The 25,377-nt window shown below is 71.2% G+C and carries 26 protein-coding genes and 2 tRNA genes; 13 read left to right on the top strand and 15 right to left on the bottom strand.

The window, feature by feature from the left end; all coding sequences use genetic code 11:
• Window positions 1-505: 505 nt before the first annotated feature.
• Window positions 506-592, bottom strand: a tRNA-Leu gene (locus tag BU197_RS07945).
• Window positions 593-1,002: 410 nt separating this feature from the next.
• On the opposite strand from BU197_RS07945, the gene BU197_RS07940 reads away from it, so the two are divergent.
• The 6 genes from BU197_RS07940 (at window position 1,003) to pknB (ending at window position 9,233) form a co-directional block, all read left to right on the top strand.
• Entirely contained in the window at window positions 1,003-1,857 is an 855-nt protein-coding gene (locus tag BU197_RS07940; RefSeq protein ID WP_188267512.1) for an FhaA domain-containing protein, read from the top strand.
• Between the two features lie 10 nt (window positions 1,858-1,867).
• A complete protein-coding gene (locus BU197_RS07935) occupies window positions 1,868-2,395 on the top strand; it encodes an FHA domain-containing protein (protein WP_188267511.1) in 528 nt (175 codons plus the stop codon).
• Between the two features lie 179 nt (window positions 2,396-2,574).
• Entirely contained in the window at window positions 2,575-4,068 is a 1,494-nt protein-coding gene (locus BU197_RS07930) for a Stp1/IreP family PP2C-type Ser/Thr phosphatase (protein WP_188267510.1), read from the top strand.
• Between the two features lie 26 nt (window positions 4,069-4,094).
• The gene (locus BU197_RS07925) at window positions 4,095-5,537 is read left to right on the top strand and encodes an FtsW/RodA/SpoVE family cell cycle protein (protein WP_188267509.1); all 1,443 of its coding nucleotides are present in this window, start codon (window positions 4,095-4,097) and stop codon (window positions 5,535-5,537) included.
• Window positions 5,534-7,000, top strand: coding sequence for a peptidoglycan D,D-transpeptidase FtsI family protein (locus BU197_RS07920; protein ID WP_188267508.1), 1,467 nt, complete (start codon window positions 5,534-5,536; stop codon window positions 6,998-7,000). The genes BU197_RS07925 and BU197_RS07920 overlap by 4 nt, the downstream gene beginning before the upstream one ends.
• Window positions 7,001-7,142: 142 nt before the next feature.
• Window positions 7,143-9,233 (top strand): Stk1 family PASTA domain-containing Ser/Thr kinase, encoded by a 2,091-nt coding sequence (gene pknB, locus BU197_RS07915; protein WP_188267507.1) that lies wholly within the window; start codon window positions 7,143-7,145, stop codon window positions 9,231-9,233.
• 94 nt (window positions 9,234-9,327) lie between these two features.
• On the opposite strand, the gene BU197_RS07910 is transcribed toward pknB, so the two are convergent.
• The 7 genes from BU197_RS07910 to BU197_RS07885 all read right to left on the bottom strand — a co-directional run bounded on the left by BU197_RS07910 (window position 9,328) and on the right by BU197_RS07885 (window position 13,710).
• Window positions 9,328-10,005, bottom strand: coding sequence for a class E sortase (locus BU197_RS07910; RefSeq protein ID WP_188267506.1), 678 nt, complete (start codon window positions 10,003-10,005; stop codon window positions 9,328-9,330).
• A gap of 48 nt (window positions 10,006-10,053) precedes the next feature.
• Complete coding sequence (locus BU197_RS30945; protein WP_411158461.1) at window positions 10,054-10,941, bottom strand: class E sortase; 888 nt, start codon at window positions 10,939-10,941, stop codon at window positions 10,054-10,056.
• Complete coding sequence (locus BU197_RS31445; protein ID WP_188279188.1) at window positions 10,829-11,329, bottom strand: pentapeptide repeat-containing protein; 501 nt, start codon at window positions 11,327-11,329, stop codon at window positions 10,829-10,831. Before BU197_RS31445 ends, BU197_RS30945 begins: the two co-directional genes overlap by 113 nt.
• Window positions 11,330-11,342: 13 nt before the next feature.
• The gene (locus BU197_RS07900) at window positions 11,343-11,981 is read right to left on the bottom strand and encodes an aminodeoxychorismate/anthranilate synthase component II (RefSeq protein WP_188267504.1); all 639 of its coding nucleotides are present in this window, start codon (window positions 11,979-11,981) and stop codon (window positions 11,343-11,345) included.
• Complete coding sequence (locus tag BU197_RS07895) at window positions 11,978-12,139, bottom strand: hypothetical protein (protein WP_188267503.1); 162 nt, start codon at window positions 12,137-12,139, stop codon at window positions 11,978-11,980. Before BU197_RS07895 ends, BU197_RS07900 begins: the two co-directional genes overlap by 4 nt.
• A gap of 64 nt (window positions 12,140-12,203) precedes the next feature.
• Window positions 12,204-12,899, bottom strand: a complete 696-nt coding sequence (locus BU197_RS07890) for a class E sortase (RefSeq protein WP_188267502.1) — start codon at window positions 12,897-12,899, stop codon at window positions 12,204-12,206.
• A gap of 43 nt (window positions 12,900-12,942) precedes the next feature.
• Window positions 12,943-13,710, bottom strand: coding sequence for a DUF881 domain-containing protein (locus BU197_RS07885; RefSeq protein WP_188267501.1), 768 nt, complete (start codon window positions 13,708-13,710; stop codon window positions 12,943-12,945).
• A gap of 140 nt (window positions 13,711-13,850) precedes the next feature.
• Between BU197_RS07885 and crgA the strand changes: the two genes are divergently transcribed.
• Entirely contained in the window at window positions 13,851-14,105 is a 255-nt protein-coding gene (gene crgA / locus BU197_RS07880) for a cell division protein CrgA (protein WP_188267500.1), read from the top strand.
• Between the two features lie 458 nt (window positions 14,106-14,563).
• Here crgA and BU197_RS07875 read toward each other — a convergent pair whose 3' ends face one another.
• Both BU197_RS07875 and BU197_RS07870 read right to left on the bottom strand, forming a co-directional pair.
• Window positions 14,564-15,448 carry a rhomboid family intramembrane serine protease gene (locus BU197_RS07875; protein WP_188267499.1) on the bottom strand — a complete coding sequence of 295 codons (885 nt, stop codon included), beginning with the start codon at window positions 15,446-15,448 and terminating at the stop codon, window positions 14,564-14,566.
• A gap of 23 nt (window positions 15,449-15,471) precedes the next feature.
• Window positions 15,472-15,999, bottom strand: a complete 528-nt coding sequence (locus tag BU197_RS07870) for a peptidylprolyl isomerase (RefSeq protein WP_188267498.1) — start codon at window positions 15,997-15,999, stop codon at window positions 15,472-15,474.
• A 172-nt stretch (window positions 16,000-16,171) separates the two neighbouring features.
• On the opposite strand from BU197_RS07870, the gene BU197_RS07865 reads away from it, so the two are divergent.
• Window positions 16,172-16,945: a DUF5324 family protein gene (locus tag BU197_RS07865; protein WP_188267497.1), complete on the top strand. Its 774-nt coding sequence runs from the start codon at window positions 16,172-16,174 to the stop codon at window positions 16,943-16,945.
• 27 nt (window positions 16,946-16,972) lie between these two features.
• On the opposite strand, the gene BU197_RS31270 is transcribed toward BU197_RS07865, so the two are convergent.
• Complete coding sequence (locus BU197_RS31270) at window positions 16,973-17,347, bottom strand: DUF6344 domain-containing protein (RefSeq protein WP_188267496.1); 375 nt, start codon at window positions 17,345-17,347, stop codon at window positions 16,973-16,975.
• A gap of 281 nt (window positions 17,348-17,628) precedes the next feature.
• On the bottom strand, window positions 17,629-18,036 hold the full coding sequence (locus BU197_RS07855; RefSeq protein ID WP_188267495.1) for an arsenate reductase ArsC: 408 nt from the start codon (window positions 18,034-18,036) through the stop codon (window positions 17,629-17,631).
• Between the two features lie 132 nt (window positions 18,037-18,168).
• Here BU197_RS07855 and BU197_RS07850 point away from each other — a divergent pair, with 132 nt between their 5' ends.
• Both BU197_RS07850 and arsB read left to right on the top strand, forming a co-directional pair.
• Window positions 18,169-18,474: an ArsR/SmtB family transcription factor gene (locus BU197_RS07850; RefSeq protein WP_188267494.1), complete on the top strand. Its 306-nt coding sequence runs from the start codon at window positions 18,169-18,171 to the stop codon at window positions 18,472-18,474.
• Window positions 18,471-19,559, top strand: coding sequence for an ACR3 family arsenite efflux transporter (gene arsB, locus BU197_RS07845; protein WP_223183757.1), 1,089 nt, complete (start codon window positions 18,471-18,473; stop codon window positions 19,557-19,559). Before BU197_RS07850 ends, arsB begins: the two co-directional genes overlap by 4 nt.
• Window positions 19,560-19,641: 82 nt before the next feature.
• Here the strand turns inward: arsB and BU197_RS07840 are convergent, their stop codons facing one another.
• The gene (locus BU197_RS07840) at window positions 19,642-19,941 is read right to left on the bottom strand and encodes an ArsR/SmtB family transcription factor (RefSeq protein ID WP_188267541.1); all 300 of its coding nucleotides are present in this window, start codon (window positions 19,939-19,941) and stop codon (window positions 19,642-19,644) included.
• 234 nt (window positions 19,942-20,175) lie between these two features.
• Between BU197_RS07840 and BU197_RS07835 the strand changes: the two genes are divergently transcribed.
• Window positions 20,176-21,597, top strand: a complete 1,422-nt coding sequence (locus BU197_RS07835) for an NAD(P)-binding domain-containing protein (protein ID WP_188267493.1) — start codon at window positions 20,176-20,178, stop codon at window positions 21,595-21,597.
• 89 nt (window positions 21,598-21,686) lie between these two features.
• Here BU197_RS07835 and BU197_RS07830 read toward each other — a convergent pair.
• Window positions 21,687-21,759, bottom strand: a tRNA-Ala gene (locus tag BU197_RS07830).
• Between the two features lie 130 nt (window positions 21,760-21,889).
• Between BU197_RS07830 and BU197_RS07825 the strand changes: the two genes are divergently transcribed.
• Complete coding sequence (locus tag BU197_RS07825; RefSeq protein ID WP_188267492.1) at window positions 21,890-22,438, top strand: helix-turn-helix domain-containing protein; 549 nt, start codon at window positions 21,890-21,892, stop codon at window positions 22,436-22,438.
• A gap of 62 nt (window positions 22,439-22,500) precedes the next feature.
• Window positions 22,501-23,898, top strand: a complete 1,398-nt coding sequence (locus BU197_RS07820; RefSeq protein ID WP_188267491.1) for a serine/threonine-protein kinase — start codon at window positions 22,501-22,503, stop codon at window positions 23,896-23,898.
• Between the two features lie 38 nt (window positions 23,899-23,936).
• Here BU197_RS07820 and BU197_RS07815 read toward each other — a convergent pair whose 3' ends face one another.
• The gene (locus BU197_RS07815) at window positions 23,937-25,292 is read right to left on the bottom strand and encodes a hypothetical protein (RefSeq protein ID WP_188267490.1); all 1,356 of its coding nucleotides are present in this window, start codon (window positions 25,290-25,292) and stop codon (window positions 23,937-23,939) included.
• Window positions 25,293-25,377 lie beyond the last annotated feature (85 nt).

Below are 25,377 nucleotides of genomic sequence, written 5' to 3'. Positions count from 1 at the left end.
GGCTTCGTGAAACGGCGGCCTGGGCCTTACCGGGTTCTCCGGGCAGTACGACGGTCGCGCCGACAGCCGACGACGGTCAACCCCGTCGACCGACACTCCGGACACCCCAGACACCCCACCCGTCGCCTCGCGACGACACCCCCGCTTCCACAAGACGACGCCGCCCGGCCTCCGTCTTCCGGCTTCCGGCTCCCTGAAAGCCACCCCGCAGAACCGATCGAGTAAGACAGATCACATCCCGCAATGCGTCGGCAGGTCACCGCCCGACCCGACGGAAGTCACACCGCCGACACCCTCGGAGGCCGCCGGGCCCCCGAAGGCCGCTGACGGTCCGAAGGCCACCGGCAGTCCACGTACCCCCGTACCACCCACACCCGCACCCACCCCCGCCCCCGCCCCGCCCCGCCCCATCCCCAGCATCCCCAGAACGCAAACAAAACGGTCGGCATCATTGCGATGCCGACCGTTTCGTCGTTCCTACCAGGACATCCCTACGGATATCCTCTGGTGCGCGAGGGGGGAGTTGAACCCCCACGCCCTTTCGGGCACTGGAACCTGAATCCAGCGCGTCTGCCTATTCCGCCACCCGCGCATTGGGTGTGCTCCGGGCTCCCTCACCTTTCGGTGTGAGCGCCTGGCGACATCTGAAGATTAGCACGTCGCAGGCCGTGGATTCACATCCGTTGTTTCGGCCGCGCTCGGGCAGAACAAGGTGAGGGGAGGGGGCGACGGCGCGGGGGAGGAGCATCGGCGGAGGAACGGTACGGACCGCCCCGGAACCGTCCGGGACACCCGCTCCGGGCCTCCGTACGGGAACCCTCTCGCCCTCTCCCCACAGCCAGGTGCGGGACACTGTCCACAGGGCGCCTCTACGATCCGTGGGGAAAGCCTGTGAGAGGTGACACTCGTCCACAGGGCGGGGAAGGGGAACCAGCCGATTTCCCGACGCGTGGATACGATCTGTAAGCAGTACCAGGACGACAACGACGGAGGAGGTGCCCCATGGGAGTCATGAAGCGTTTCGAGCAGCGTCTCGAAGGTCTGGTCAACGGCACCTTCGCCAAGGTCTTCAAGTCCGAGGTCCAGCCTGTCGAGATCGCGGGCGCGCTCCAGCGCGAGTGCGACAACAACGCGCAGATCTGGAACCGCGAACGGACCGTCGTCCCCAACGACTTCATCGTGGAGCTGAGCACGCCGGACTACGAGCGTCTCAGCCCCTACTCGGGTCAGCTCGGCGACGAGCTCGCGGGCCTGGTCCGGGACTACGCGAAGCAGCAGCGGTACACCTTCATGGGCCCGATCAAGGTCCATCTGGAGAAGGCCGAGGACCTCGACACCGGTCTGTACCGCGTCCGCAGCCGCACGCTGGCGTCAAGCACGTCCCAGCCGCAGCCGCAGCCGCCCGCAGGCGGACACCAGCCCCACCAGCAGCAGGGCCAGGCGCAGGGCCGCGGCGGCTACGGGTATCCCCCGGCCGGCGCCCCGCCCATGCCCGCGTCCCCGCCTCCCGGCACGCCCGGTCACCGGCCCGCGGCAGGGGCCCCCGGCCCCGGCGGCACCGGCGGGGCAGGCGCCCAGACGCGCCGCTGGATCGAGATCAACGGCACCCGCCACCAGATCTCGCGCTCGACCCTGGTCCTCGGCCGCAGCACCGACGCGGACGTGAGGATCGACGATCCCGGCGTGTCCCGCCGGCACTGCGAGATCCGGACCGGAACGCCCTCGACGATCCAGGATCTGGGATCCACCAACGGCATCGTGGTGGACGGGCAGCACACCACCCGCGCTACGCTCCGCGACGGCTCGCGGATCGTCGTGGGCAGCACCACCATCGTTTACCGGCAAGCCGAAGGGTGAAGCGGGGGCAATGTCAGAGCTGACCCTGACGGTCATGCGGTTGGGTTTCCTGGCCGTTCTGTGGCTGTTCGTCATCGTGGCCGTCCAGGTCATCCGCAGTGACCTTTTCGGTACGCGGGTCACCCAGCGCGGTTCACGGCGCCAGGAGGCGCGACCCCAACAACAGCAGCAGGCGCGGCAGACCGCCGCGCCACCGCAGCAGCGCGGCCAGCAGAGCGCGGGCGGCGGGCGGCAGCGCCGGGGCGCCCCGACCAAACTCGTCGTCTCCGAGGGCACCCTCACCGGCACGACCGTCGCCCTCCAGGGCCAGACGATCACGCTGGGCCGGGCGCACGACTCGACGATCGTCCTCGACGACGACTACGCCTCCAGCCGCCACGCCCGGATCTACCCGGACCGGGACGGGCAGTGGATCGTCGAGGACCTCGGGTCCACCAACGGCACGTACCTCGACCGGACCCGCCTCACCACCGCGACCCCGATTCCGCTGGGCGCGCCGATCCGCATCGGCAAGACCGTCATCGAGCTGCGGAAGTAGTGCTACATCATGAATAGGCGCGAGCGGAGCGAGCGAGTCGGGACGGGCCCCTCCAGCGTCCGTGCCACGCTCCCGACCGGAGCGATCGAAGCGACCGGTGTGACCGGATCGACCGGAGGGTGGGCAGTGTGGGTCGAGACCGGCTGTACCCCGATGAGGCGTCGACAGGGCAGGTGCGCATGACACTGTCCTTGCGATTCGCCGCGGGCTCGCACAAGGGCATGATCCGCGAGGGGAACGAGGACTCGGGATACGCCGGTCCGCGCCTTCTCGCGATCGCCGACGGCATGGGCGGCCAGGCGGCCGGGGAGGTCGCCTCCTCCGAGGTGATCTCCACCCTCGTCACCCTCGACGACGACGTCCCGGGCTCCGACATCCTCACCTCGCTGGGCACGGCGGTGCAGCGCGCCAACGACCAGCTGCGGATGATGGTCGAGGAGGACCCGCAGCTCGAAGGCATGGGCACCACGCTCACCGCCCTGCTCTGGACCGGCCAGCGGCTCGGTCTGGTGCACGTCGGCGACTCCCGCGCCTATCTGCTCCGCGACGGGGTGCTGACCCAGATCACACAGGACCACACCTGGGTGCAGCGGCTCGTCGACGAGGGCCGGATCACCGAGGAGGAGGCGACGACCCACCCGCAGCGCTCGCTTCTCATGCGGGCGCTCGGCAGCGGCGACCACGTCGAGCCGGATCTGTCGATCCGTGAGGTCCGGGCCGGAGACCGCTATCTGATCTGCTCGGACGGCCTGTCCGGCGTGGTCTCGCACCAGACCCTCGAAGACACCCTCGCCAGCTACCAGGGCCCGCAGGAGACCGTGCAGGAGCTGATCCAGCTCGCGCTGCGCGGCGGTGGCCCCGACAACATCACGGTGATCGTCGCCGACGTCCTGGACGTCGACGGCGGCGACACCCTCGCCGGTCACCTCAGCGACACCCCGGTCATCGTGGGCGCGGTCGCGGAGAACCAGGCGCAGCTGAACGACGGCGGGGCGATGCAGACCCCGGCCGGCCGTGCCTCCGGTCTCGGCCGCCCGGCCTCGCACCAGCAGCCGCCCGCCGGTGGGTTCGGCCCGCCCGGCAGCGGCGACGACCACGGCTACGGCATGGCCCCGCAAGGCTCCTACGAGGAGTACACGGACGACGACTTCGTGAAGCCGCGGACGGGCCTCAAGTGGCTCAAGCGCCTCTTCTTCCTCGTCCTCGTCCTGGCCCTCGTCGGCGGCGGTCTCTACGGCGGCTGGCGCTGGACGCAGAAGCAGTACTTCGTCGGGGCCAAGGACCAGCACGTGGCGCTCTACCAGGGCATCAGCCAGGACCTGGCGTGGATCTCGATGTCGAAGGTCGAGCAGGACCACCCCGAGATCGAGCTCAAGTACCTTCCCGCGTACCAGCGGAAGCAGGTCGAGGACACGATCGCGGGCGGCAGCCTCGACAAGGCCCGTACGAAGATCTCCGAGCTGGCTCTCCAGGTCTCCGCCTGCAAGAAGACCGAGCAGCGCCGGGCCGCCTCCGAGAAGGCCGCCGCCCAGCCGACCAAGCCGGCCGAGACGCCCGAGAACGCGGACGGCGCCGCCGCACCCGAATCCAAGCCCACCACAGCCGCTCCGTCGCCGGGTCCCGCCCTTACCGCGGAGGAGCAGCGGCTGGCCTCGAACTGCGGCAAGCAGTAAGCACCCGTAGGGGGCCTTTCACCACCATGAGCGTTGTCACCAACACGACCACGATCGGCGCGATCGAGGCACCGAGCCGCCGCAACACGGAGCTGGCGCTGCTCGCGTTCGCCGTCGTCATCCCGGTGTTCGCGTACCTCAACGTGGGCCTGGCCATCGACGGCAAGGTCCCGGCAGGCATGCTCGGTTACGGCCTCGGCCTGACCCTGCTCGCGGGTGTCGCGCACCTGGTGGTGCGGAAGTGGGCACCGTACGCGGACCCGCTGCTGCTGCCCCTCGCGACCCTGCTCAACGGGCTCGGCCTGGTGCTGATCTGGCGGCTCGACCAGTCGCCCCGGCTGATCGCCAAGTCCATCCGGGAGCACGGCAGTTTCAGCCCCGACGCCCCCAGTCAGATGATGTACTCGGCGATCGGCGTCGCCATGCTCATCGGCGTGCTGCTGGTCCTGAAGGACCACCGGATCCTCCAGCGCTACACGTACATCTCGATGGCGGTCGCGCTCGTCCTGCTGCTGCTGCCGCTCGTCCCCGGTCTGGGCACGGACGTCTTCGGCGCCAAGATCTGGATCAACGTCGGCGGCTTCTCCATCCAGCCCGGCGAGTTCGCCAAGCTGGTCCTCGCCGTGTTCTTCTCCGGTTATCTGATGGTGAAGCGGGACGCGCTGGCACTGGCCAGCCGCCGGTTCATGGGGCTCTACCTGCCGCGTGGCCGCGACCTCGGCCCGATCCTCACGATCTGGGCGGTCAGCCTCCTCATCCTGGTCTTCGAGAACGACCTCGGCACCTCGCTGCTGTTCTTCGGCATGTTCGTGATCATGCTGTACGTGGCCACCGAGCGGACCAGCTGGATCGTCATGGGTCTGCTGATGGCGTCGGGCGGCGCGGTCGCCGTCAGCTCCTTCGCCAGCCACGTCCAGTCCCGCGTGGCGGCCTGGATCGACCCCTTCGAGTGTCTGAAGACGGCTCCTCCCGGCACCAACATGGCGTACGCCTGCGACCAGATGACCCAGGTCCTGATGTCGTTCGGCTCCGGCGGCATCCTCGGCACCGGTCTCGGCCAGGGCAACTCCGACCTCATCGGCTTCGCCGCGAACTCCGACTTCATCTTCGCCACCGTCGGCGAGGAACTCGGCCTCGCCGGTGTGATGGTCTTCCTGCTGCTCTACGGTCTGATCGTCGAGCGCGGTGTCCGCACCGCCCTCGCCGCCCGCGACCCCTTCGGCAAGCTGCTCGCGATGGGCCTCTCCGGCGCCTTCGCCCTCCAGATCTTCGTCGTCGCCGGCGGTGTCATGGGCCTCATCCCGCTCACCGGTATGACCATGCCGTTCCTCGCGTACGGCGGTTCCTCCGTGATCGCGAACTGGGCCCTGATCGGCATCCTGATCCGGATCAGCGACACCGCGCGCCGCCCCGCGCCCGCGCCCGCCCCGTCCCCCGACGCCGAGATGACCCAGGTGGTCCGTCCGTGAACAAGCCGCTGCGGCGGGTCGCGATCTTCTGTGGCCTGCTCGTCCTCGCCCTGCTCCTGCGCGACAACTGGCTCCAGTTCGTCCGCGCCGACGAGCTGACCTCCCACCCCAAGAACCGCCGGGTGCAGATCGAGCGGTACGCGAACGAGCGCGGCAACATCATCGTCGACGGCAAGCCCATCACCGGCTCCGTCGACTCCAAGGACACGTTCTACAAGTTCAAGCGCACCTACATCGACGGCCCCATGTGGGCCCCGGTGACCGGCTACGCCTCGCAGGCGTACGACGCCAACCAGATCGAGAAGATCGAGGACGGCATCCTCACCGGCAACGACGACCGGCTCTTCTTCGACCGCACGCTCGCCATGTTCACCGGCGAGCAGAAGAAGGGCGGCGACGTCGTCACCACCCTCAACGGCGCCGCGCAGAAGGCCGCTTTCGAGGGGCTCGGCAAGAAGACCGGCGCCGTCGTCGCCATCGAACCGACGACCGGCAAGATCCTCGCGCTGGCCTCCACCCCCTCGTACGACCCCTCCTCCTTCGCCGGATACTCCGGCGAGGACGAGAAGGCCTGGGTGGCCCTGGAGAAGGACAAGAACAAGCCGAAGCTGAACCGCGCCCTGCGCGAGACCTACCCCCCCGGCTCCGTCTTCAAGGTCGTCACCGCCGCCGCCGCACTGGAGAACGGCAAGGTCACCGACATCAACGCGGCGACCGACACCCCCGAGGGCTGGAAGATCCCCCTCTCCAACCGGGAGATGATCAACCACGCCCAGGGCTGCGCCAACGCCACCCTCACCCGCGCCCTGGAAGTCTCCTGCAACTCGGTCTTCGCCAAGCTCGGCGACGACGTGGGCCGCGACAAGATGGTCGAGATGGCCGAGAAGTTCGGTTTCAACGCCGAGCAGTTCACCCCGGTCCGCTCCTCCGCCTCGGTCTACGACAAGAAGGCCGACCGCGGCGGCAACGCGCTCTCCTCGATCGGCCAGTTCAACACCGCGACCACCCCGCTCCAGATGGCGATGGTCACGGCGGCGATCGCCAACGACGGCAAGCTGATGCAGCCGTACATGATCGACCAGCTGCGCGCCCCGAACGTCGACCTCGTCAAGCAGAACGAGCCCAAGGAGATGAGCCGCCCGGTCTCGCCGAAGAACGCCCAGCTCCTCCAGCAGATGATGGAGAGCGTCGTCACCAAGGGCACCGGCGGCAACGCCGATCTGCACATGGACGGCGTCAGGGTCGGCGGCAAGACGGGTACGGCCCAGCACGGCGAGAAGAACGCCAAGCGCCCGTACGCCTGGTTCATCTCGTACGCGAAGACCGCCGAGGGCTCCCCGGTCGCGGTCGCCGTCGTCGTCGAGGACTCCCAGGGCACCGACCGCGAGGACATCAGCGGTGGCGGTCTCGCCGCCCCGATCGCGAAGGCCGTCATGAAGGCGGTCATGAAGACCAAGGGCTGATCCCACTCGTGTACCGGTCGGGTATCGGGCACCGGTCCCTGGCGGACGGCATGCCCCGGGCCGGTACCGTATGCGCGAACAGCACACACCGCCGGACCACCCATGGGTGCGGTCGGGACAGACGGAGAGGGCTGGATTAGCTATGGAAGAGCCGCGTCGCCTCGGCGGCCGGTACGAGCTGGGCTCGGTGCTCGGCCGCGGTGGCATGGCCGAGGTGTACCTCGGGCAGGACACCCGGCTCGGCCGCACCGTCGCCGTGAAGACGCTGCGGGCCGACCTGGCCCGCGATCCGTCCTTCCAGGCCCGGTTCCGCCGTGAGGCACAATCCGCCGCCTCGCTGAACCATCCGGCGATCGTCGCGGTCTACGACACCGGCGAGGACTACGTCGACGGGGTCTCCATCCCGTACATCGTGATGGAGTACGTCGACGGGTCGACCCTGCGCGAGCTGCTGCACTCCGGGCGCAAGCTGCTGCCCGAGCGCACCCTGGAGATGACGGTCGGCATCCTCCAGGCACTGGAGTACTCGCACCGCGCCGGCATCGTGCACCGCGACATCAAGCCCGCCAACGTCATGCTGACCCGCACCGGCCAGGTCAAGGTCATGGACTTCGGCATCGCGCGCGCCATGGGCGACTCGGGCATGACCATGACGCAGACGTCCGCGGTGATCGGCACGGCCCAGTACCTCTCCCCCGAGCAGGCCAAGGGCGAGCAGGTCGACGCCCGCTCCGACCTGTACTCCACCGGCTGTCTGCTCTACGAACTGCTCACCGTCCGGCCGCCCTTCATCGGCGACTCCCCGGTCGCCGTCGCGTACCAGCACGTACGCGAGGAACCGCAGCCGCCGAGCAACTTCGACCCCGAGATCACGCCCGAGATGGACGCCATCGTCCTCAAGGCCCTGGTCAAGGACCCCGACTACCGCTACCAGTCCGCCGACGAGATGCGCGCGGACATCGAGGCGTGCCTCGACGGGCAGCCGGTCGCGGCAGCCGCCGCGATGGGCATCGGGATGGGCATGGCGGGCGCGCCCGTGTACGGCGGCGGCTACGGCGGCTATCCGCCGGAGGACCAGCCGACGACGGCGCTGCACCAGAGCGACCCGGCCGGCCAGACCTCGATGATGCCGCCGGTCAACCCGAACGACGGCGGTTACGGGGGCTACGGCGGTTACGACGACCGCCCGGACCGGCGCGGCAGGGGCGGCCAGAAGAAGTCCAACACCTCGACCATCATGCTGGTCGTGGCGGCCGTCATACTGCTGGTCGGCGCGGTCTTCATCGTCGTCTCCCTCTTCGACAAGAAGGACAAGAACCCGCAGGTCGTCGTCCCGCAACTGGTCGGCCAGACCATGGAGGGGGCGCAGGGCCTCGCGGCCAACGCGTCGGTGAAGGTCCTCCAGGCCGGAACCGAGCGCTGCGACCAGCCCAAGGGCTCGATCTGCCGTCAGACCCCGGTCGCCGACAACATCGCGAAGATGGACACCGACGGCACGGTCCAGGTGTACGTCTCCGAGGGCGCGCCCCTCCTTGAGGTCCCGGATGTCGTCGAGCAGTCGCAGGAGCGCGCCGAGGACTCCCTGAAGTCCAAGGGCTTCAAGGTGAAGGTCGAGCAGGAGGAGTCCGACAAGGATCCCGGTTCGGTCCTGCGCCAGAACCCGGACGGCGGCACCAAGGCGGAGAAGAACTCCGAGGTGACGATCACCGTTTCGAAGCAGAAGCTGAAGACGGTGCCGGTCGTGGTCGGCAACCCGGTGTCGCAGGCGGAGCAGCAGCTCAAGCAGCTGGGCTTCAACGTGACGACGGAGTACGTCGACAGCGAGCAGCCCAAGGACCAGGTCCTGGCGCAGACCCCGGAGGGGAACGCGTCGGCGCCGCAGGACACCACGGTGAAGCTGCGCGTCTCCAAGGGCCCGCAGCAGACGCAGGTCCAGATCCCCACCGACATCGGCGGCAAGAAGTTCAAGGACGTCAAGCAGCAGCTTGAGGCCATGGGCCTGGTCGTCCAGCAGCAGGGTTCGGGCGGCGAGGACGACCGGGTGATCGGCGCGAACCCGGGGGCCGGTCAGATGGTCAACACCGGGGACACGGTGGTCGTGTACACCCTCGGCGGCAACGGCCCCGGCAACGGTGGTCCCGGAAACAACGGCGGCGACAACGGCGGGGGCAACGGCGACGGGGGCAACCCTGGCGGCAACCCCGGCTTCCCGGGCGCCGGTCTCTTCGACTGAGCCCGTCCCACCGGATCCGGTGGGACGGGGAGGGCCCCGGCATCCGCACAGGATGCCGGGGCCCTCTTGTCCGTCCGGTTCCCCGGCGGAGCGGTCAGCGGAGTTCGGCCGGGGGCGTGCGCGCGGCGTCGACCTTCTCGGTGCGCTCCAGCTCGCCCCAGACGATGTAGCGGTAGTCGGAGGTGTACATCGGGGTGCAGGTGGTCAGCGTGATGTACCGGCCGGGCTTGGTCTTGCCGGATTCCAGCGGGACCGGCTGGAGGACGTCCACGTTGTACTTGGTGGTCTCCGGCAGGGTCTCGTAGACCTTGTAGACGTACCAGGTGTCCTTGGTCTCGAAGACGATCGGATCGCCGATCCTCAACTTGTGGATGTTGTGGAATTTGGCGCCGTGTCCGTCCCGGTGGGCGGCGAGCGTGAAGTTGCCCTGCTTCTCCTGCGGGAGGGCCGCCTTGATCGGGTCGTCGTAGACCCCGGCGACGCCGTGGTTGAGGACGTCCGTGCCGACGCCCTGTTTGACGAGGACCTCGCCGTTCTTCATCGCCGGTACGTGGAGGAAGCCGATGCCGTCCTTGGTGTCGAGCGCTCCGGGGCTCTCCTCGGCCCAGTGGCCGCGGACCTGGGCGCCGTCCTTGTCGGCGGCGCGGTCGGCGAGCACGTTCGTCCACCACAGGGAGTAGGCGACGAAGAGGCCGAGCACCAGGCCCGCCGTGATGAGGAGTTCGCCGAGGAAGCTGATGAACCCGGCGATCCGGTTGCGCGCGCGTGCCACGAGGTCGTCCCGTCGTCCTGTCCGGAGATGTTCCGGAAATGTGCGGACTCAGCCTACGAGCGCCGGGGGCTTTCCCTTGCTCCGCGGGCGCTCGTCGACCAGCTTTCCCCACACGATCATGCGGTAGGTGCTGGTGAATTCGGGGGTGCAGGTGGTCAGCGTGATGTACCGGCCGGGTTTCGTGAAGCCCGAGGCCTTCGGCACCGGGTCGATGACGGAGACGTTCGAGGGCGAGGTCTGCGGGAGGATGCTCGCCATCTCGTAGGTGTAGTAGGTGTTGCGGGTCTCGACGACGATCGGGTCGCCGGGCTTCAGCCGGTTGACGTACCGGAAGGGCTCGCCGTGCGTGTTGCGGTGGCCTGCGACGGCGAAGTTGCCCTGCTTGTCGGAGGGCATGGCCGTCTTGAGGCCGCCCTCGCCGTAGTGGCCGACCATGCCCTTGTCGAGGACCTTGGTCTTGTTGGTGCCCTCGGCGATGGGGACGACGACGTCCAGCTTGGGGATGTACATGATGGCGAAGCCCTGGCCGGGTTCGAAGGCGTCGGGTTCGGCCCCGCCCTGCTCGCCCTTGGCCCAGGTGTCCTCGATCTGCGCCTTGGCCCGGTCGGTCTCCTGACCGGCCAGCACGTTCGTCCACCAGAGCTGGTAGGTGACGAAGAGGAGCATGACGACGCCGAAGGTGATGAAGAGTTCGCCGACGACCCGGCTGGCGACGACGCCGACGCTCTCCTTGGCGGCGCGGGCGGCGCGCCGGGCCTCGACGCGGGAGAGCGGGGCGGCGGGGGATCCGGCGCCGGGCGGGGGCGGGGGCGCGGGGGCGCCTCTACGGCCCTTGGCACGGCCGCCCTTGGCGGCGGCGCGGCGCCGCTCGGCCCGGCCGGGGCCGGGAAGCGGACCCGTGCCCGCGGTCTGGTCCGGCCCGGGAAGCGGCTCCACGGCCTCCAGAAGCGCTGTCGTCTCCACAGCGGCCTCGGGTGCCTCGGACGTCTCGGGCGGCTCGTACGGGGGCGTGTAGGGCCCCGCGTAGGTCTCCTCGTACGGATGGGGCGCGGGGGCCTGCCCGTACGGGTGCGGGGACGGCTCCCCGTAACCGGGCTCTCCGTAACCGGGCTCCCCGTAACCGGACTCTCCGTAGGCGGGCTCTCCGTAGCCGGACGCGGGGCCCTGCCCGGTGGGCTCGGCGTAGCCGGGTGGGTACTCCTGCCCGGGGCCGTATCCCTGTGTGGGCGGCTGTCCGTATCCCGGCGCGGGGGCGGGGGGGCGCGGCCCGTGGGGGTCCTGGGGTATCGGCTCGGGGCCGGGCTCGTCGTTCGCCCGGAACCACGGAGAGCCCGTCGTCACGCGACGGCCTTGCCCACCACCGGCGCGAGCCCCGTCGAGCGGCAGACCGCCCCGGTGTCGCCGCACTGCTCCAGCCAGTTGGCCAGCATCCGGTGGCCGTGCTCGGTGAGGACGGATTCCGGGTGGAACTGGACGCCTTCGACGGCCAGTTCCCGGTGTCGCAGGCCCATGATGATGCCGTCCTCGGTCCGCGCGGTCACTTCGAGCACGTCCGGCAGGGCGGTGGGCTCGGCGGCCAGCGAGTGGTAGCGGGTCGCGGTGAACGGCGAGGGGAGCCCGGTGAAGACGCCCTGGCCCCCGTGGGTGACGGGGGAGGTCTTGCCGTGCAGCAGCTCGGGCGCGCGGTCGACGACTCCGCCGTACGCGACGGCCATCGACTGCATGCCGAGGCAGACGCCGAAGACGGGCACGCCGGTCTCGGCGCAGTGCCGGACCATGTCGACGCAGATCCCCGCCTGCTCGGGCGTGCCGGGTCCGGGCGAGAGCAGGACGCCGTCGAAGCCGTCCTGGGCGTGGCTCAGCTCGACCTCGTCGTTGCGCAGGACTTCGCACTCGGCGCCGAGCTGGTAGAGGTACTGAACGAGGTTGAAGACGAAGCTGTCGTAGTTGTCGACGACGAGAATTCGCGCGCTCACTGGCCGTCCACCGTCACATCGTTGAACGGAAGCAGCGGCTCCGCCCAGGGGAACACGTACTGGAAGAGGGCGTAGACGATCGCCAGGACCAGCACGATCGAGATCAGCGCCCGTACCCACGCGTTGCCCGGCAGATGCCGCCAGATCCAGCCGTACATGACGTCGACCGCCCCTTCCGTTCGTTACGGGGACCAGAGTACGGGGCGAGGGGCCCGTGGGGGGTCAGCCCGCCAAAGCCGGTGGGAGCCCGTCGGCGGCCGGGGCGGTGGAGTCGAGGTGGGCCCAGACGACGAGCCGGTGGCTGCTGCCCCACTCGGGGTCGCAGGTGGTGAGGGTGAGATAGCGGCCGGGACCGGCGTATCCGGACTTCCGGGGCAGGGGGGCGACGACCCCGACGTCGGTGGGCACGGTCCGGTAGGGGCCCCGGTCGACGCGGTAGGTGAACCAGGTCGTCCCGTCGGTCAGGACCACCGCGTCGCCGGGGCGCAGCCGGGGGAAGTCCTTGAAGGGGTCGCCGTGGGTGCGGCGGTGTCCCGCGACGGAGAAGTTTCCGGTGGCGCCGAGGCGGGCGGTGGCCGCGTAGTGCCCGAGGCCCTCGCGCAGGACGGACGGTCCGGTGCCTTCGAGGACGGGCCACTTCCAGTCCGCGCCGAGCCGGGGGACGTACATGACGGCGAGGCCCTCGCCGGGGACGTAGGGGAGGGGACCGGGTCCGGCCGCAGGACCGGGGGAGCCTTCGGGGCCGGTCCGGGCGGTGGTGCTCGCGGCGGCCCACTCCCGCTGGAGGGTGTCGATGCGTCCGGCTCCGGCGTCGCGGGCCTGGATGCCGGTCCAGTGGAGGACGTACACGACGAAGAGCACGGTCAGGGTGCCGACGGTGAGGCACAGCTCGCTGAGGGTCCGTACGACGAGCCGCACGCGCCCTCCCCGCTCGGGGGCGCGCCGGGGAGGCGGCCCCGGGTCAGCCCAGCGGCTTCGCCTGGTGGAGGTCCACTGTGCCCGAGTAGCCGGGAAGAGTCACCGTCTTGTGCTCGTCGACTTTCCAGCCGAGCCCGTAGGCCTTCACGTACAGCTGGTAGTTCCGGAGCGCGGGGGACCCGGCGAGGGCCTTGTTCAGCTTCCCCCGGTCGCCGACGGCGGTGATCTTGTACGGGGGCGAGTAGACGCGGCCCTGGAGGATCAGGGTGTTGCCGACGCAGCGGACGGCGCTGGTGGAGACGAGCCGCTGGTCCATGACCCGGATGCCCTGGGCGCCGCCCTGCCACAGGGCGTTGACGACGGCCTGGAGGTCCTGCTGGTGGATGACGAGGTCGTTGGCCTGGGGGTCGGGGTAGCCGGGGGCGGCCTGGGCGTTCGGCGGGGCGTCGTTCAGGGTGACGGTGAGGCCGGAGCCGGCGACCTCGGCGGTTCCCGCCTTCGCTTCGAGGGCGGCCAGTTCCTCGGTCTCGGCGCGGGTGGAGCCGTCGTCGCGGGTGACGAGGGCGTCGACCTCCTCGCGGAGGGCGGCGGTGGTCTCGTCGAGTCCGTCGTTCTTGTGGCCGCGTTCCTCGATCAGGTCGGAGAGGCGGAGAAGAGAGGCGTCGGTGCGCAGGTTGGTGCCCTTGGCGGTGTCGAAGCTCGTGAAGAAGATGAGTCCGGCGAGGGCGAAGACGGCAAGGGTGAGGAGCCGGACGGGGCGCCACCTGGCGGGGCGGCCCGGCCCTTCGGGAGTACCGATGGAATTGCTCAACGTACCCTGATCCCCTTCGGTGCCGCGGAACCACTACGCTAACGGACGCCTGGGGGACGCAGACGTCCTCCTTCGTCACATCCCGGCGCCAGCCACAGTTCCCTGCGCGGTCACGCAGCGCATCGACAGGAGAGTCCCTCGTGCCGAAGTCACGGATCCGCAAGAAGGCCGACTTCACGCCCCCGCCCGCGAAGCAGGCGACCAACATCAAGCTGACCAATCGCAGCTGGGTGGCGCCGGTGATGCTGGCGCTGTTCGCGATCGGTCTGGTGTGGATCGTGGTCTTCTACGTCACCGACGGTTCGATGCCGGTCAAGGCGATCGAGAACTGGAACATCGTGGTGGGCTTCGGCTTCATCGCGGCCGGGTTCGGCGTCTCCACGCAGTGGAAGTAGCGTCCGTCCACGCTCCCGGACAGGCTTCCGTCCACACTCCTCGGCAAGTTCTCCCCTGAGCTTATCCACAGAGTTGTGCACAGCACTGGATAACTTAAGAAGATCTGTGGATAACTCGTGCGGGTTGGCGTCGATCGACACTCGTGGAGCACTCCCGCACACCCTCCGGGGGTCCTGCGGATGCCCTGCGGGCGCTTGATCGGCACCGGATTGACGCCGGAATGATCCCCGTATGACCGGAATCACCCCTGCTCAGATGAGTCACGCCCCTCGTCTCCCTGGAAAATGCCCAGGTCAGAGACGAGGGGCGCGCTCTTTCCCCCTCTACGGGGGACAACCCGCTCCAGTCTGTGGATAACTCTGGGGAAAGCTCCCCGGGAAAGCTCGTCCACGGCAGGTTCTGCTCAGGTGAGCACCTCTCCTCAGGTGAGCGGTGCTCCTCAGGTGAGTGCTTCTCCTCAGGTGAGTGCCATCGTCCGGCCCAGGACGAGCCCCACGTCGAGCAGCAGCACCAGGCCACAGGCCCCGTACTGCACCAGGTTCCGGTGCGCCCGGGGCGCGTGCACCAGGGCGTACGTCACCAGGGCGCCCGCGACGAGACCGCCGACATGGGCCTCCCAGGAGATCCCCGGACGGGTGAACGTGACGAGCAGCGAGAGCGCCACGAAGAGGATCACCGGCCGCATGTCGTGCCGGTGCCTGCGGGCCAGCACCACCCAGGCGCCGATCAGGCCGTAGACCACGCCGGAGGCGCCGAGGGAGGGCTGGTTGGGCGCGGCGACGAGATAGGCGAGGGTGGAGCCGGAGAGTCCGGAGAGCAGGCACAGGAGCGCGAATCTGGCCCGGCCCAGCTCGGGCTCGACGATCCCGCCGATCACCCACAGGCCCATCACGTTGAAGAGGATGTGGAAGATCTCCTGGTGCAGCACGGTCGCGGTGAGCAGCCGGTACCACTCGCCGTCCGCGACCCCGACGACCTCGCCGAGCCACGGGTTGAACGCGTGCCCGATGAGCACCAGCCGGTCCACGAACCGGTCGCCGAGGACGAGCACCGCGAGGTACACGGCGAGATTGACGCCGATCAGGATCTTGGTGACGAGGCGTCCGTCCGTCTCCATCCGGCCGCCGGTGAGCGTCCTCGGCTGGTTGGCCCCGGCGGAGTGGCCGGTGCCCGAGCCGTCGCGGACGCACGGGGGGCACTGGAAGCCGACGGAGGCGGAGACCATGCACGCGGTGCAGATCGGCCGGTCGCAGCGGGTGCAGCGGATGCCGGTCTCGGCCTCCGGGTGGCGGTAGCAGCGCGCCGGACCGGCGAGCCGGTCCGTGGAGGGCCGCGGATCCATGCGGGGTTCCCGTTCCTTCCGGCTCAGCGCTTCTCGATCACCACGGTGTCGACGACCACGTCCTCCACCGGGCGCTCGGTGCGCGGGTCGGTGGCCAGCGCCGCGATGGCGTCGACGACCTCGCGGCTCCTCTTGTCCGCGACCTCGCCGAAGATGGTGTGCTTGCGGTTCAGCCAGGTCGCGGGGGCGACGGTGACGAAGAACTGCGAGCCGTTGGTGCCCGGACCGGCGTTGGCCATGGCCAGGAGATAGGGGCGGTCGAAGAACAGCTCCGGGTGGAACTCGTCGGCGAAGGAGTAGCCCGGGTCGCCGGTGCCGTCGCCGAGCGGGTCGCCGCCCTGGATCATGAACCCCTTGATGACCCGGTGGAAGACCGTGCCGTCGTAGAGCGGGTCGGAGGAGACCTTGCCCGTCGCGGGGTGCGTCCACTCGCGCTCGCCCGAGGCGAGTTCGACGAAGTTTCGGACCGTCTTCGGCGCGTGGAACGGCATCAGCCGGACCTCGATGTCGCCCAGGCTCGTCTTGAGGATCGCGTACAGCTGCTCGGCCACGGTCGCCTTCCGTCCACGTCGTCTCGCGTCATGCCGCGTCTGTCGCTGGCGTGTCCGATCCTCGCATGCCCCGGATGCCCGCCCCGCATGCCGGACCTTGCCTTGGGGGGCATGATTCCGAAAAGGATGGAAAGGTGAAAAACCGACATCGCCACCGAGGAGGAGGAATCCCGTGACCCGCATGGACAGCGTGCGCACCGCCACAGGTTCGGCGAAGGAGAGCGTCCTGCACGCCGCGGAAGTGGTGGCGCCGTACGCCGGCACGGCCAAGGACCAGGCCGCGCACTACGCGCACGAGGCGCGCGTACTGCTCGCGCCGAAGGTCTCGAAGGCGGCGCTCGCGGCCCGGGAGCAGGCGCGCGCGCGGTATGACGCGCATGTCGCGCCGCATGTGCCGCCGGGGGTCGACGCGGCCGCACAGCGTGCGGCGGTCAGGACCCGCCAGGCCGCCCGTCAGGCGGCCGACTACACCGTTCCCCGGGTCGAGCGGGCGGTCGTCGCGACCGGTCCCGTCCTTGAGGAGGCCGGGTCGCGTTCCACCGCCGCCTGGGCCGCGCTGCGCGGTCAGGTGACTCCGGGGGAGATTCAGAGGATCGTGCGGAAGCAGGAGTGCCGGGGCAAGGTCGGTCGCCTCACCAAGGGCGTGGTGGTGCTGAGTCTGCTGGCCGGCGGCGCGTTCGCCGCCTGGAAGTGGTGGGACAAGCAGTCGAATCCCGACTGGCTGGTCGAGCCGCCCGCTCCCACCGACGTGGCCGAGGGCACCGTCCCGGCGTCCGTCGACGGCCGGGGCACTTCCCTCGATCCGGGGGCCGGGGCTCTCGACGCGGAGGCCGGGGCTCTCGATCAGGAGGAGGAGATTCTCGATCCGGAGAAGGAGGCGGAGAGGACCGAGGCCGAGGCTGCCGCCGCGGCTGAGGCCGCCGCCGAACGCGACAAGCGCGGCTGACCGTCTCCGGGGACCACTCCCCCGCCCCTACGCGGCGGAGAGCGCCGTCTCCGCGAGGGCCGCCGACTCCTCGTGCTCGGCCAGGACGGTCGGGTCGGCGGAGGAACGGTGCCGGGCGGCGGGCGAGGAACCGTGCGCTTCGGCCGCGATGCGCTGCTTGAGCGTGGGCGGCAGGGAGCGGTCCCCGTGCGACGGCCATCGATGGGCCCGTTGCGCCGGTACGGAGGCGAGGACGCGCTCCCCCGCGGCGGTGACGGGGTGGACGACGGCCGGGGCGACGGCCGTTCCGCCGGGCTGCCGGGCCGCCGCCGACGCGGTGCCCGTGAGACCCACGGAGGAGAGGAGGGCGAAGAGGACGGAAACGAAGGCGGTCCAGAACTGCTTGACCTTGGCGGTGGCCACGGCCCCTCACTTTCGTGCTGTTCTCGGATGGATTACTTCGGATTGCGCGGTTTACGTACTTTCCTCATCATGGGGATGCGCTGCCGAAGTGCACGGAGCGACGCCGCCGCCGCGCAGTTCTTCCGATGAACACCACCCGTCCGGACGAGCGGACGGGTTCTGGGCTGCCGCTGACCAGAGCGATCAGGTCCCGCCGACCAGAGCGGTTCGGTCCCGCCGACCAGAGCGTTCTCGCGTGCTCAAGGCACGTCGATCTCGCTGGTCAGGGCCCTCTCGCCTGATCAGGGCGAGTCGATCTCGCGGATCAGGCCTTCCACGAGGGTCCTGATCCCGTCGCGGATGGGGCGGACCGCCTCGACACCCCGGCCCGCCGGGTCGTCCAGCACCCAGTCCAGGTAGGTCGTGCCGGGAAAGTACGGGCAGGCGTCGCCACAGCCCATGGTGACGACGTAGTCGGAGGTCCGGGCCGCCTCGGGGGTGAGGACCTCGGGCCGCCGCCCCGAGATGTCGATGCCGACCTCGGCCATCGCGGCGACGGCCGCCGGGTTGATCCGGTCGCCCGGCAGCGAGCCCGCCGAGCGGACCTCGATCCGGTCGCCCGCGAGGTGGCGCAGGAACCCGGCGGCCATCTGGGAGCGGCCCGCGTTGTGGACGCAGACGAAGAGGACGGTGGCGAGCGGAGCGGTCATCGGTTCTTCCCCCGGAGGCGGGAACGGCACGGCGCGGGATGCCGTCGGAACGCCGGCGCGGGGGTGCCGTCGGAGCGGGACGGTCTTGGAGTGGGACGGTCTTGGAACGGGACGGTGTGAAAGTATCAGCACATGCTGACATCAGTCGACACTGACCTGATCCGGGTGCTGGCCGACCCGCTCCGGCTCCGGATCGTGACCCTGCTCGCCCGCGAGACCCTGTGCACCACCCACCTCGTGGCGGAGACGGGGGCCCGGCAGACCAACCTCTCCAACCACCTCAAGGTCCTGCGCGAGGCGGGTGTGGTGGAGACGGAGCCGTGCGGCCGGTTCACCTACTACCGGCTGCGCCCCGAGGTCCTGGAGGGGCTGGCCGGGCGGTTGGGCGCCCTGGCCGCCACCGCCCGCGCCCACTCCGGCACCAAGAGGTCCTGTTGAGCGCCGACGCCCGGCAGGGCACGTCCGCGCCCCCCTCGGTGGTGGCGAAGCTGTCGACGCTCGACCGTTTCCTCGCCGTCTGGATCCTGCTCGCCATGGCCCTGGGGCTGGGCCTGGGACGGCTGGTCCCCGGGCTTGACGACGCGCTCGCGAAGGTCGAGATCGGCGGGGTCTCGCTGCCGATCGCCGTCGGGCTGCTCGTGATGATGTACCCGGTGCTCGCGAAGGTCCGTTACGACCGGCTCGACGCCGTCACCGGCGACCGGCGGCTCATGGTCTCCTCCCTGGTGCTCAACTGGGTCCTCGGCCCCGCGGTGATGTTCGCGCTCGCCTGGACGTTCCTGCCCGACCTGCCCGAGTACCGCACCGGTCTGATCATCGTGGGACTGGCCCGCTGTATCGCCATGGTCGTCATCTGGAACGACCTGGCCTGCGGCGACCGGGAGGCGGCCGCCGTCCTCGTGGCGCTCAACAGCGTCTTCCAGGTCCTGGCCTTCGGTCTGCTCGGCTGGTTCTACCTGGACGTCCTGCCCGGCCTGCTCGGCCTCGGGGAGGGCGAGAGCCTCGACATCTCCACGGGGAAGATCACCCTGAACGTGGTCGTCTTCCTGGGCGTCCCGCTCCTCGCGGGCTTCCTCACCCGCCGCCTCGGCGAGCGGAGGCTGGGCCGGGAGGCGTACGAGAGCCGGTTCCTGCCCAGGATCGGCCCCTGGGCCCTGTACGGGCTGCTGTTCACGATCGTGGTCCTCTTCGCCCTCCAGGGGAAGACGATCACCTCGCAGCCGCTCGACGTCGTCCGGATCGCGCTGCCGCTGCTCGTCTACTTCGCGGTGATGTGGTTCGGCTCGTTCGCGCTCGGCAAGGCGGTGGGCCTGCCCTACGACCGCACCGCGACCCTCGCCTTCACCGCCGCGGGCAACAACTTCGAGCTGGCCATCGCCGTCGCCATCGCCACCTTCGGCGTCACCAGCGGCCAGGCCCTCTCCGGCGTCGTCGGCCCGCTCATCGAGGTCCCGGTCCTGGTCGGACTCGTCTACGTCTCACTGGCCTGGCGCCGCCGGTTCGCGCACGGCGCCGCGCGCTAGGCCGTCTCTTCCGGATCTTGCCTGGCCCGCGCCGCCCGGCAGGATCCGGAAGAGACGACCCAGGCCGACGCGTATACGGGTGTCAGCCCGCCGCCCTGGTCAGCAGCTGCCCCATCGCGGCCAGGACGGCGGGCTCGACCCGGTAGTAGACCCAGGTGCCGCGCCGCTCGGAGGAGAGCAGCCCGGCCTCCTTCAGCTTCTTCAGGTGGTGGGAGACGGTCGGCTGGGAGACGCCGACGTCGGCGATGTCGCAGACGCACGCCTCGCCGCCCTCGTGCGAGGCGATCGAGGAGAACAGCCGCAGCCGGACCGGGTCGCCGAGGGCCTTGAACATACGCGCGGTCCGCTCGGCCTCCTCGGGCGTCAGCGGACGCTCGGCCAGCGGCGGACAGCACGGCTCGACCCCGGCCCCGAGCCCGACCCCGGCCGAAGGCGCGGCTACGGACGCGGGCCCAGGCCCGGCTACGGGCACCGGCGCAGACACGGACGCAGACACGGACGCGGACGCGGGCACGGGTGACCTCAAAGGATTCGACACATGTCTATATTGACATGCGTCGATACACAGGCCCACCCTGGACCCATACATCGACAAACGTCGAAACAAAGGAATCCCATGGACACCACCGCCGACTCCGCCTCCGGCCCCGACTCCACCCCCGGCACCGGCCCCGGCACCCCCGCCCGCCGGCTGCCCGTCGTGGTCGTCGGAGCCGGTCCCGTCGGCCTGGCCGCCGCCGCCCGTCTCGTGGAGCGGGGCATCGAGCCGCTGGTCCTGGAGGCGGGCGCGCGAGCGGGCGCGGCGGTCCGCGACTGGGCCCACGTCCGGCTCTTCTCCACCTGGGACGAACTGACCGACCCCGCCGCCGGGAGGCTCCTCGCCCCCACCGGCTGGACCAGGCCCGAGGCGGGGACGTACCCGACCGGCGGCGACTGGGCGGAGCGGTACCTCCAGCCGCTCGCCGACGCCCTCGGCGAGCGGGTCCGCTACGGCACCCGGGTCACCGGCGTCTCCCGCGCGGGCCGCGACCGGATCGTGGACGCCGACCGCGAGAACCGGCCCTTCACCGTCCACCTCACCCGCCGGGACGGCGGCGAGGAGAAGCTCACCGCCCGCGCCGTCATCGACGCCTCCGGCACCTGGGCGGTCCCCGGACCCGCCGGAGGCGACGGCCTCCCGGCCCTCGGCGAGCGCGCGGCCGCCGCCCGGATCTCCTACCGCGTCCCCGACCTGACCGACCCCGCCGTCCGCGCCCGCCACGCCGGGAAGCGCACCGCCGTCATCGGCTCCGGCGCCTCCGCCTTCACCGCCCTCGCCCAGCTCGCCGCCCTCGCGAAGACCGGCGAAGGCGCGGGCACGGGCACCACCTGGGTACTGCGCCGGGGCCTCACCGGGTCGGCCTTCGGCGGCGGCACCGCCGACCAGCTCCCCGCCCGCGGCGCCCTCGGCCTCGCCGCCAGGGCGGCCGTCGAGGAAGGGCACGCCGACGCCGTCACCGGCTTCCGCACCGAGGCGATCGAACGCGAGGGCGACCGGCTGGTCCTCGTCGCCGAGGACGGCCGACGGCTCGACCCGGTCGACGAGATCGTCGTGCTCACCGGCTTCCGCCCCGACCTCGGCTTCCTCGGCGAACTCCGCCTCGGCCTCGACGAGCGCCTCCAGGCACCGGCCGCCCTCGCCCCGCTGATCGACCCCAACCAGCACTCCTGCGGCACCGTCCACCCGCACGGGGCGAAGGAGCTGGCCCACCCCGAGCCCGGCGTGTACCTCGTCGGCATGAAGTCCTACGGCCGCGCCCCGACCTTCCTCGCCCTCACCGGCTACGAGCAGGTCCGCTCCGTCGCCGCCGCCCTCGCGGGCGACCACGAGGCCGCCGCCCGTACCGAACTCGTCCTCCCCGAGACCGGGGTCTGCGGCGGCTCCGGACTCTTCGACCAGACGGAGCCCGCCACGGCCTCCGACGGCGGCTGCTGCGCCCCCGCGCCCCGGCTCCTCCAGCTGGACGCGCGGCCCCCGGCCCCGTCCTGCTGCGGCTGAGTCCGCACCGGCCCGGCCACCGGCCCGGCCCTGGACGCCGAAATGCCCCCCGACCTTGCGTTTCCGCCGGTCGGGGGGCATTTTCCGGGTGGAGCCTAGGGGAGTCGAACCCCTGACATCTGCCATGCAAAGACAGCGCTCTACCAACTGAGCTAAGGCCCCGGAACGAGAACAGCGTACCGGGTCTCCCCCCATGCCCGGCAAAAGGATTGGGACTCCCGGTCGGCGACCACGCTCCGTAAGATGCTGATCGAGGTTCGCAGTGGTGAACCGCAGGGATGGGGAGTTAGTCATGGACGCAGCGCAGCAGGAAGCCACGGCCAGAGCCCGGGAGCTTCAGCGCAGTTGGTACGGGGAGCCGTTGGGGGCGCTCTTCCGTCGCCTGATCGACGACCTCGGGCTCAACCAGGCGCGGCTCGCGGCCGTGCTCGGGCTCTCCGCGCCCATGCTCTCCCAGCTGATGAGCGGCCAGCGGGCCAAGATCGGCAACCCGGCCGTCGTCCAGCGTGTCCAGGCCCTCCAGGAGCTGGCCGTCCAGGTCGCCGACGGCAGCGTCAGCGCCGCCGAGGCGGCCGACCGGATGGACGAGGTCAAGAAGTCGCAGGGCGGCTCCGTGCTGACCGGCGCCACCCCGCCCACCACCGGCTCCGGAGCCCCGACCGTCCGCCGGGTGGTCCGCGAGATCCAGTCCCTGCTCCGCTCCGTGGCGGCCGCGGGCGACATCATCGACGCCGCCGACTCGCTCGCCCCCGCCCACCCCGAACTGGCAGAGTTCCTCCGGGTGTACGGCGCGGGCCGTACGGCGGACGCGGTCGCCCACTACGAGGCGCACCAGAACTGACCCGGCGGGCGGAGCCGGGTCCACCGCCGGACACCGAGGCGACGGGGAGCGGGCACAGCACGATGGGTGAGGTCTTCGCCGGACGGTACGAGCTTGTCGACCCGATCGGCAGGGGCGGCGCGGGTGCCGTCTGGCGCGCCTGGGACCACCGGCGCCGCCGTTACGTGGCGGCCAAGGTGCTCCTCCAGAGCGACGCCCACACCCTGCTCCGCTTCGTACGCGAGCAGGCGCTGCGGATCGACCACCCGCATGTCCTCGCCCCGGCCAGCTGGGCCGCCGACGACGACAAGGTCCTGTTCACCATGGACCTCGTCGCCGGGGGCTCCCTCGCCGAGGTCGTCCGCGACCAGGGCCCGCTGCCGCCCCGCTTCGTCTGCGTCCTGCTCGACCAGCTCCTCTCGGGCCTGGCCTCGGTGCACGCCGAAGGGGTCGTGCACCGGGACGTCAAACCCGCCAACCTCCTCCTGGAGGTCACCGGCACCGGCCGGCCCCATCTGCGCCTCTCCGACTTCGGCATCGCCATGCGGAAGGGCGAGCCGCGCCTGACCGAGACCGCCTACGTGGTGGGGACCCCCGGCTACCTCGCGCCCGAGCAGCTCTACGGCGCCGAACCCGACGTCCCCGCCGACCTGTTCGCCGTCGGCCTGGTCGCGCTCCATCTGCTCCAGGGCCGCAAGCCCGACTCCGGGGCCCTGGTCGCGCACTTCGTCGAGCACGGCACGCCCGGCGCCCCCGAGGGCGTCCCCGAGCCCCTGTGGCAGGTTCTCGCCGGGCTGCTCCAGCCCGATCCGCAGACCCGGTTCCGTACGGCCACGGGCGCGCGCAAGGCCCTCGGCGCGGCCGTCGAGCTGCTGCCCGAGCCCCGCCCCGACGCGCACCCGGTCTCCGTACTCGACCGGCTCGGCCCCCTTCCCCCGGGGTTCGGCCCCGAGGGACCCGTCACGCGCCCCGCGCCGCCCGCGAGCCCCGTCGACCCCTCCGAGACCGGCAGCTTCCGGCTGCCCGCCCCGGTCACGGGCCCCGCCGCCCCGACCTCCGAACGGACACCCACGGCGGCACCGCCATCCACGGGAGCACCGGCCCCCATGGCGGCCCCCGCCGCCTATGGACCGCCCGTGCCTTCCCCGTACGCCCCGCCGTACACCGCCCACCCGACGGCCGCACCCGCCACACCCGCCGCGCAGAACCCGTACGCCACGACCGGACCGATGACCGGACCGACAGCGGGACCGGCGGCCGGACTGACCGGACCGATGACCGGGCCGACAGCGGGACCGACGGGTCTGATGGCCGGACCGGCCGGACCGATGACCGGGCCGACCCCGCCGGTCCCGTACGTCTCTCAGTCCTCACCCGCCCCGGCGCGCCGCGCGGGCCCGCCCGCCAAGGTGGCCGTCCCGGTCCTGCTGCTCGCCCTGCTCTGCTACGCCGTCGGCTTCTGGGCCCTCGGCCGGATCTGACCCTGGGGAGCCGGGGGGGGAGAGAGACGGGCGGGCTCCTAAGCCCTCGCCCTCGCTCCGCGCCTCGCCCGTACCGTCCACCCGCCCAGCCACAGCAGCAACAGCGTGCCCCCGCCGAGCCCCGTCGCCGCGAGCGCGCGCATCGGCCCGCTCCGTCCGGCGGCGGCGGTCTCGCCCGCCGACCCGGCGGCGCCTTCCTCGGCCGCCTTCCGGTCGGCGGCGGTCACCGCGAACGGGCCCGGGTCGGCCACGTACCCCGGACCGGGCCCGGCCTGGCCCCGCAGCACGATCCGGAGCGTCAGCGGCACCGTGCCCTCCCCGTACTCCTGCCCGACCGCCGGGTTCAGCGTGGCCGCGAGGTAGTACCAGCCGGCGAACCGCATGCCGCCGGTGTCCTCGGCGTACGAGGTGCGGTTCTCGTGGGCCACCGGCCGCAGCGGGGCCAGCGCCAGCGTGGAGGGTTTCCCGTCGTAGGAGACCGTCCGGTCGGCGACGTGCCCGAGCGCCGGGTTCTCCAGGGAGAGCACCAGGGCGTTGCCGATGTACTTCTTTCCGGTGGCGCCGCTGCCGAGTTCGGCGCCCGCGAAGAGCTGTTGACCCCAGTCGACGGGGACCCGGTAGAAGAGCGTCTGCCCGGGGCGGATGTCGGCGCGCCACTCGCCCTCCCCGAGCGAGACGGCGTCCACGATCCCCGAGCCGCCCTGCCGCCCGCGAGGGCCCCCGGCGGGCGGGGCGGGCGTGCCGGAAGGCCAGACCTCGGGCAGCTCGGCGGGACCGGCCTTCCGCAGCCCCGGCTCGGTCGTGTAGCGGAGTTCGAGGTCCCAGTCGTCCGGGGAGGAGCCGGGCTTCGACTGGCGCTCGACGAGCACGTAGTAGGCGCCCGCCTGCCGACAGGTGGAGCCGGTGCCGTCGAGGGTGCGGCGGGCGTAGGCGGCGAGCGGCCGGGGGTACTCGGCGGAGGAGAAACGGGCCCGCTGGGCACCGCACTCGACGCCGGAGCCGTCCTGGAGGCTGACCTCGAAACCGTCGCCGTACTCGACCCTGCCGCCCGCCTTGGGGACGGCGACGACGGAGACGTACGCGTTGAGTTCCGCGTCGAGGTCGACCCGGTAGTAGACCCGGCCGTCCTTCCGCAGGGTGTCCCGGTAGGTCCGCCCGGTCGACAGCGCGACCGCGTCGGAGCTTGAGGCGGCCCCCCGGACGCGCTCGGCCGAGCCGTCGAAGCCGTATCCGGGAGGGGCCTGTGCGGGCCCTCGTACGGCGGAGACCGCCGCCCGCGCGGGCGGGGGCCCCGCGGCCGTCGCCGGGGCCGTCCCCGCCGCCGTCACGCCCACCGCCGCGGCCGTCGTGATCAGGGCCCCCGCCCACCGGCTCGCACCGGCCCGCTTCCTCACGCGCTCCTCCTCGGCACACCGCCGGCACTTCACACCGTCGGCTCTTCACACAAGCAAGGGATCATGGTGCTCGGAACAGAGCGAA

This window comes from Streptomyces sp. CBMA291, assembly GCF_014596525.1.
Taxonomy (GTDB): domain Bacteria; phylum Actinomycetota; class Actinomycetes; order Streptomycetales; family Streptomycetaceae; genus Streptomyces.
The sequence above is the reverse complement of the archived record's forward strand: the minus strand, read 5'-3'. Positions and strand labels throughout refer to the sequence as shown.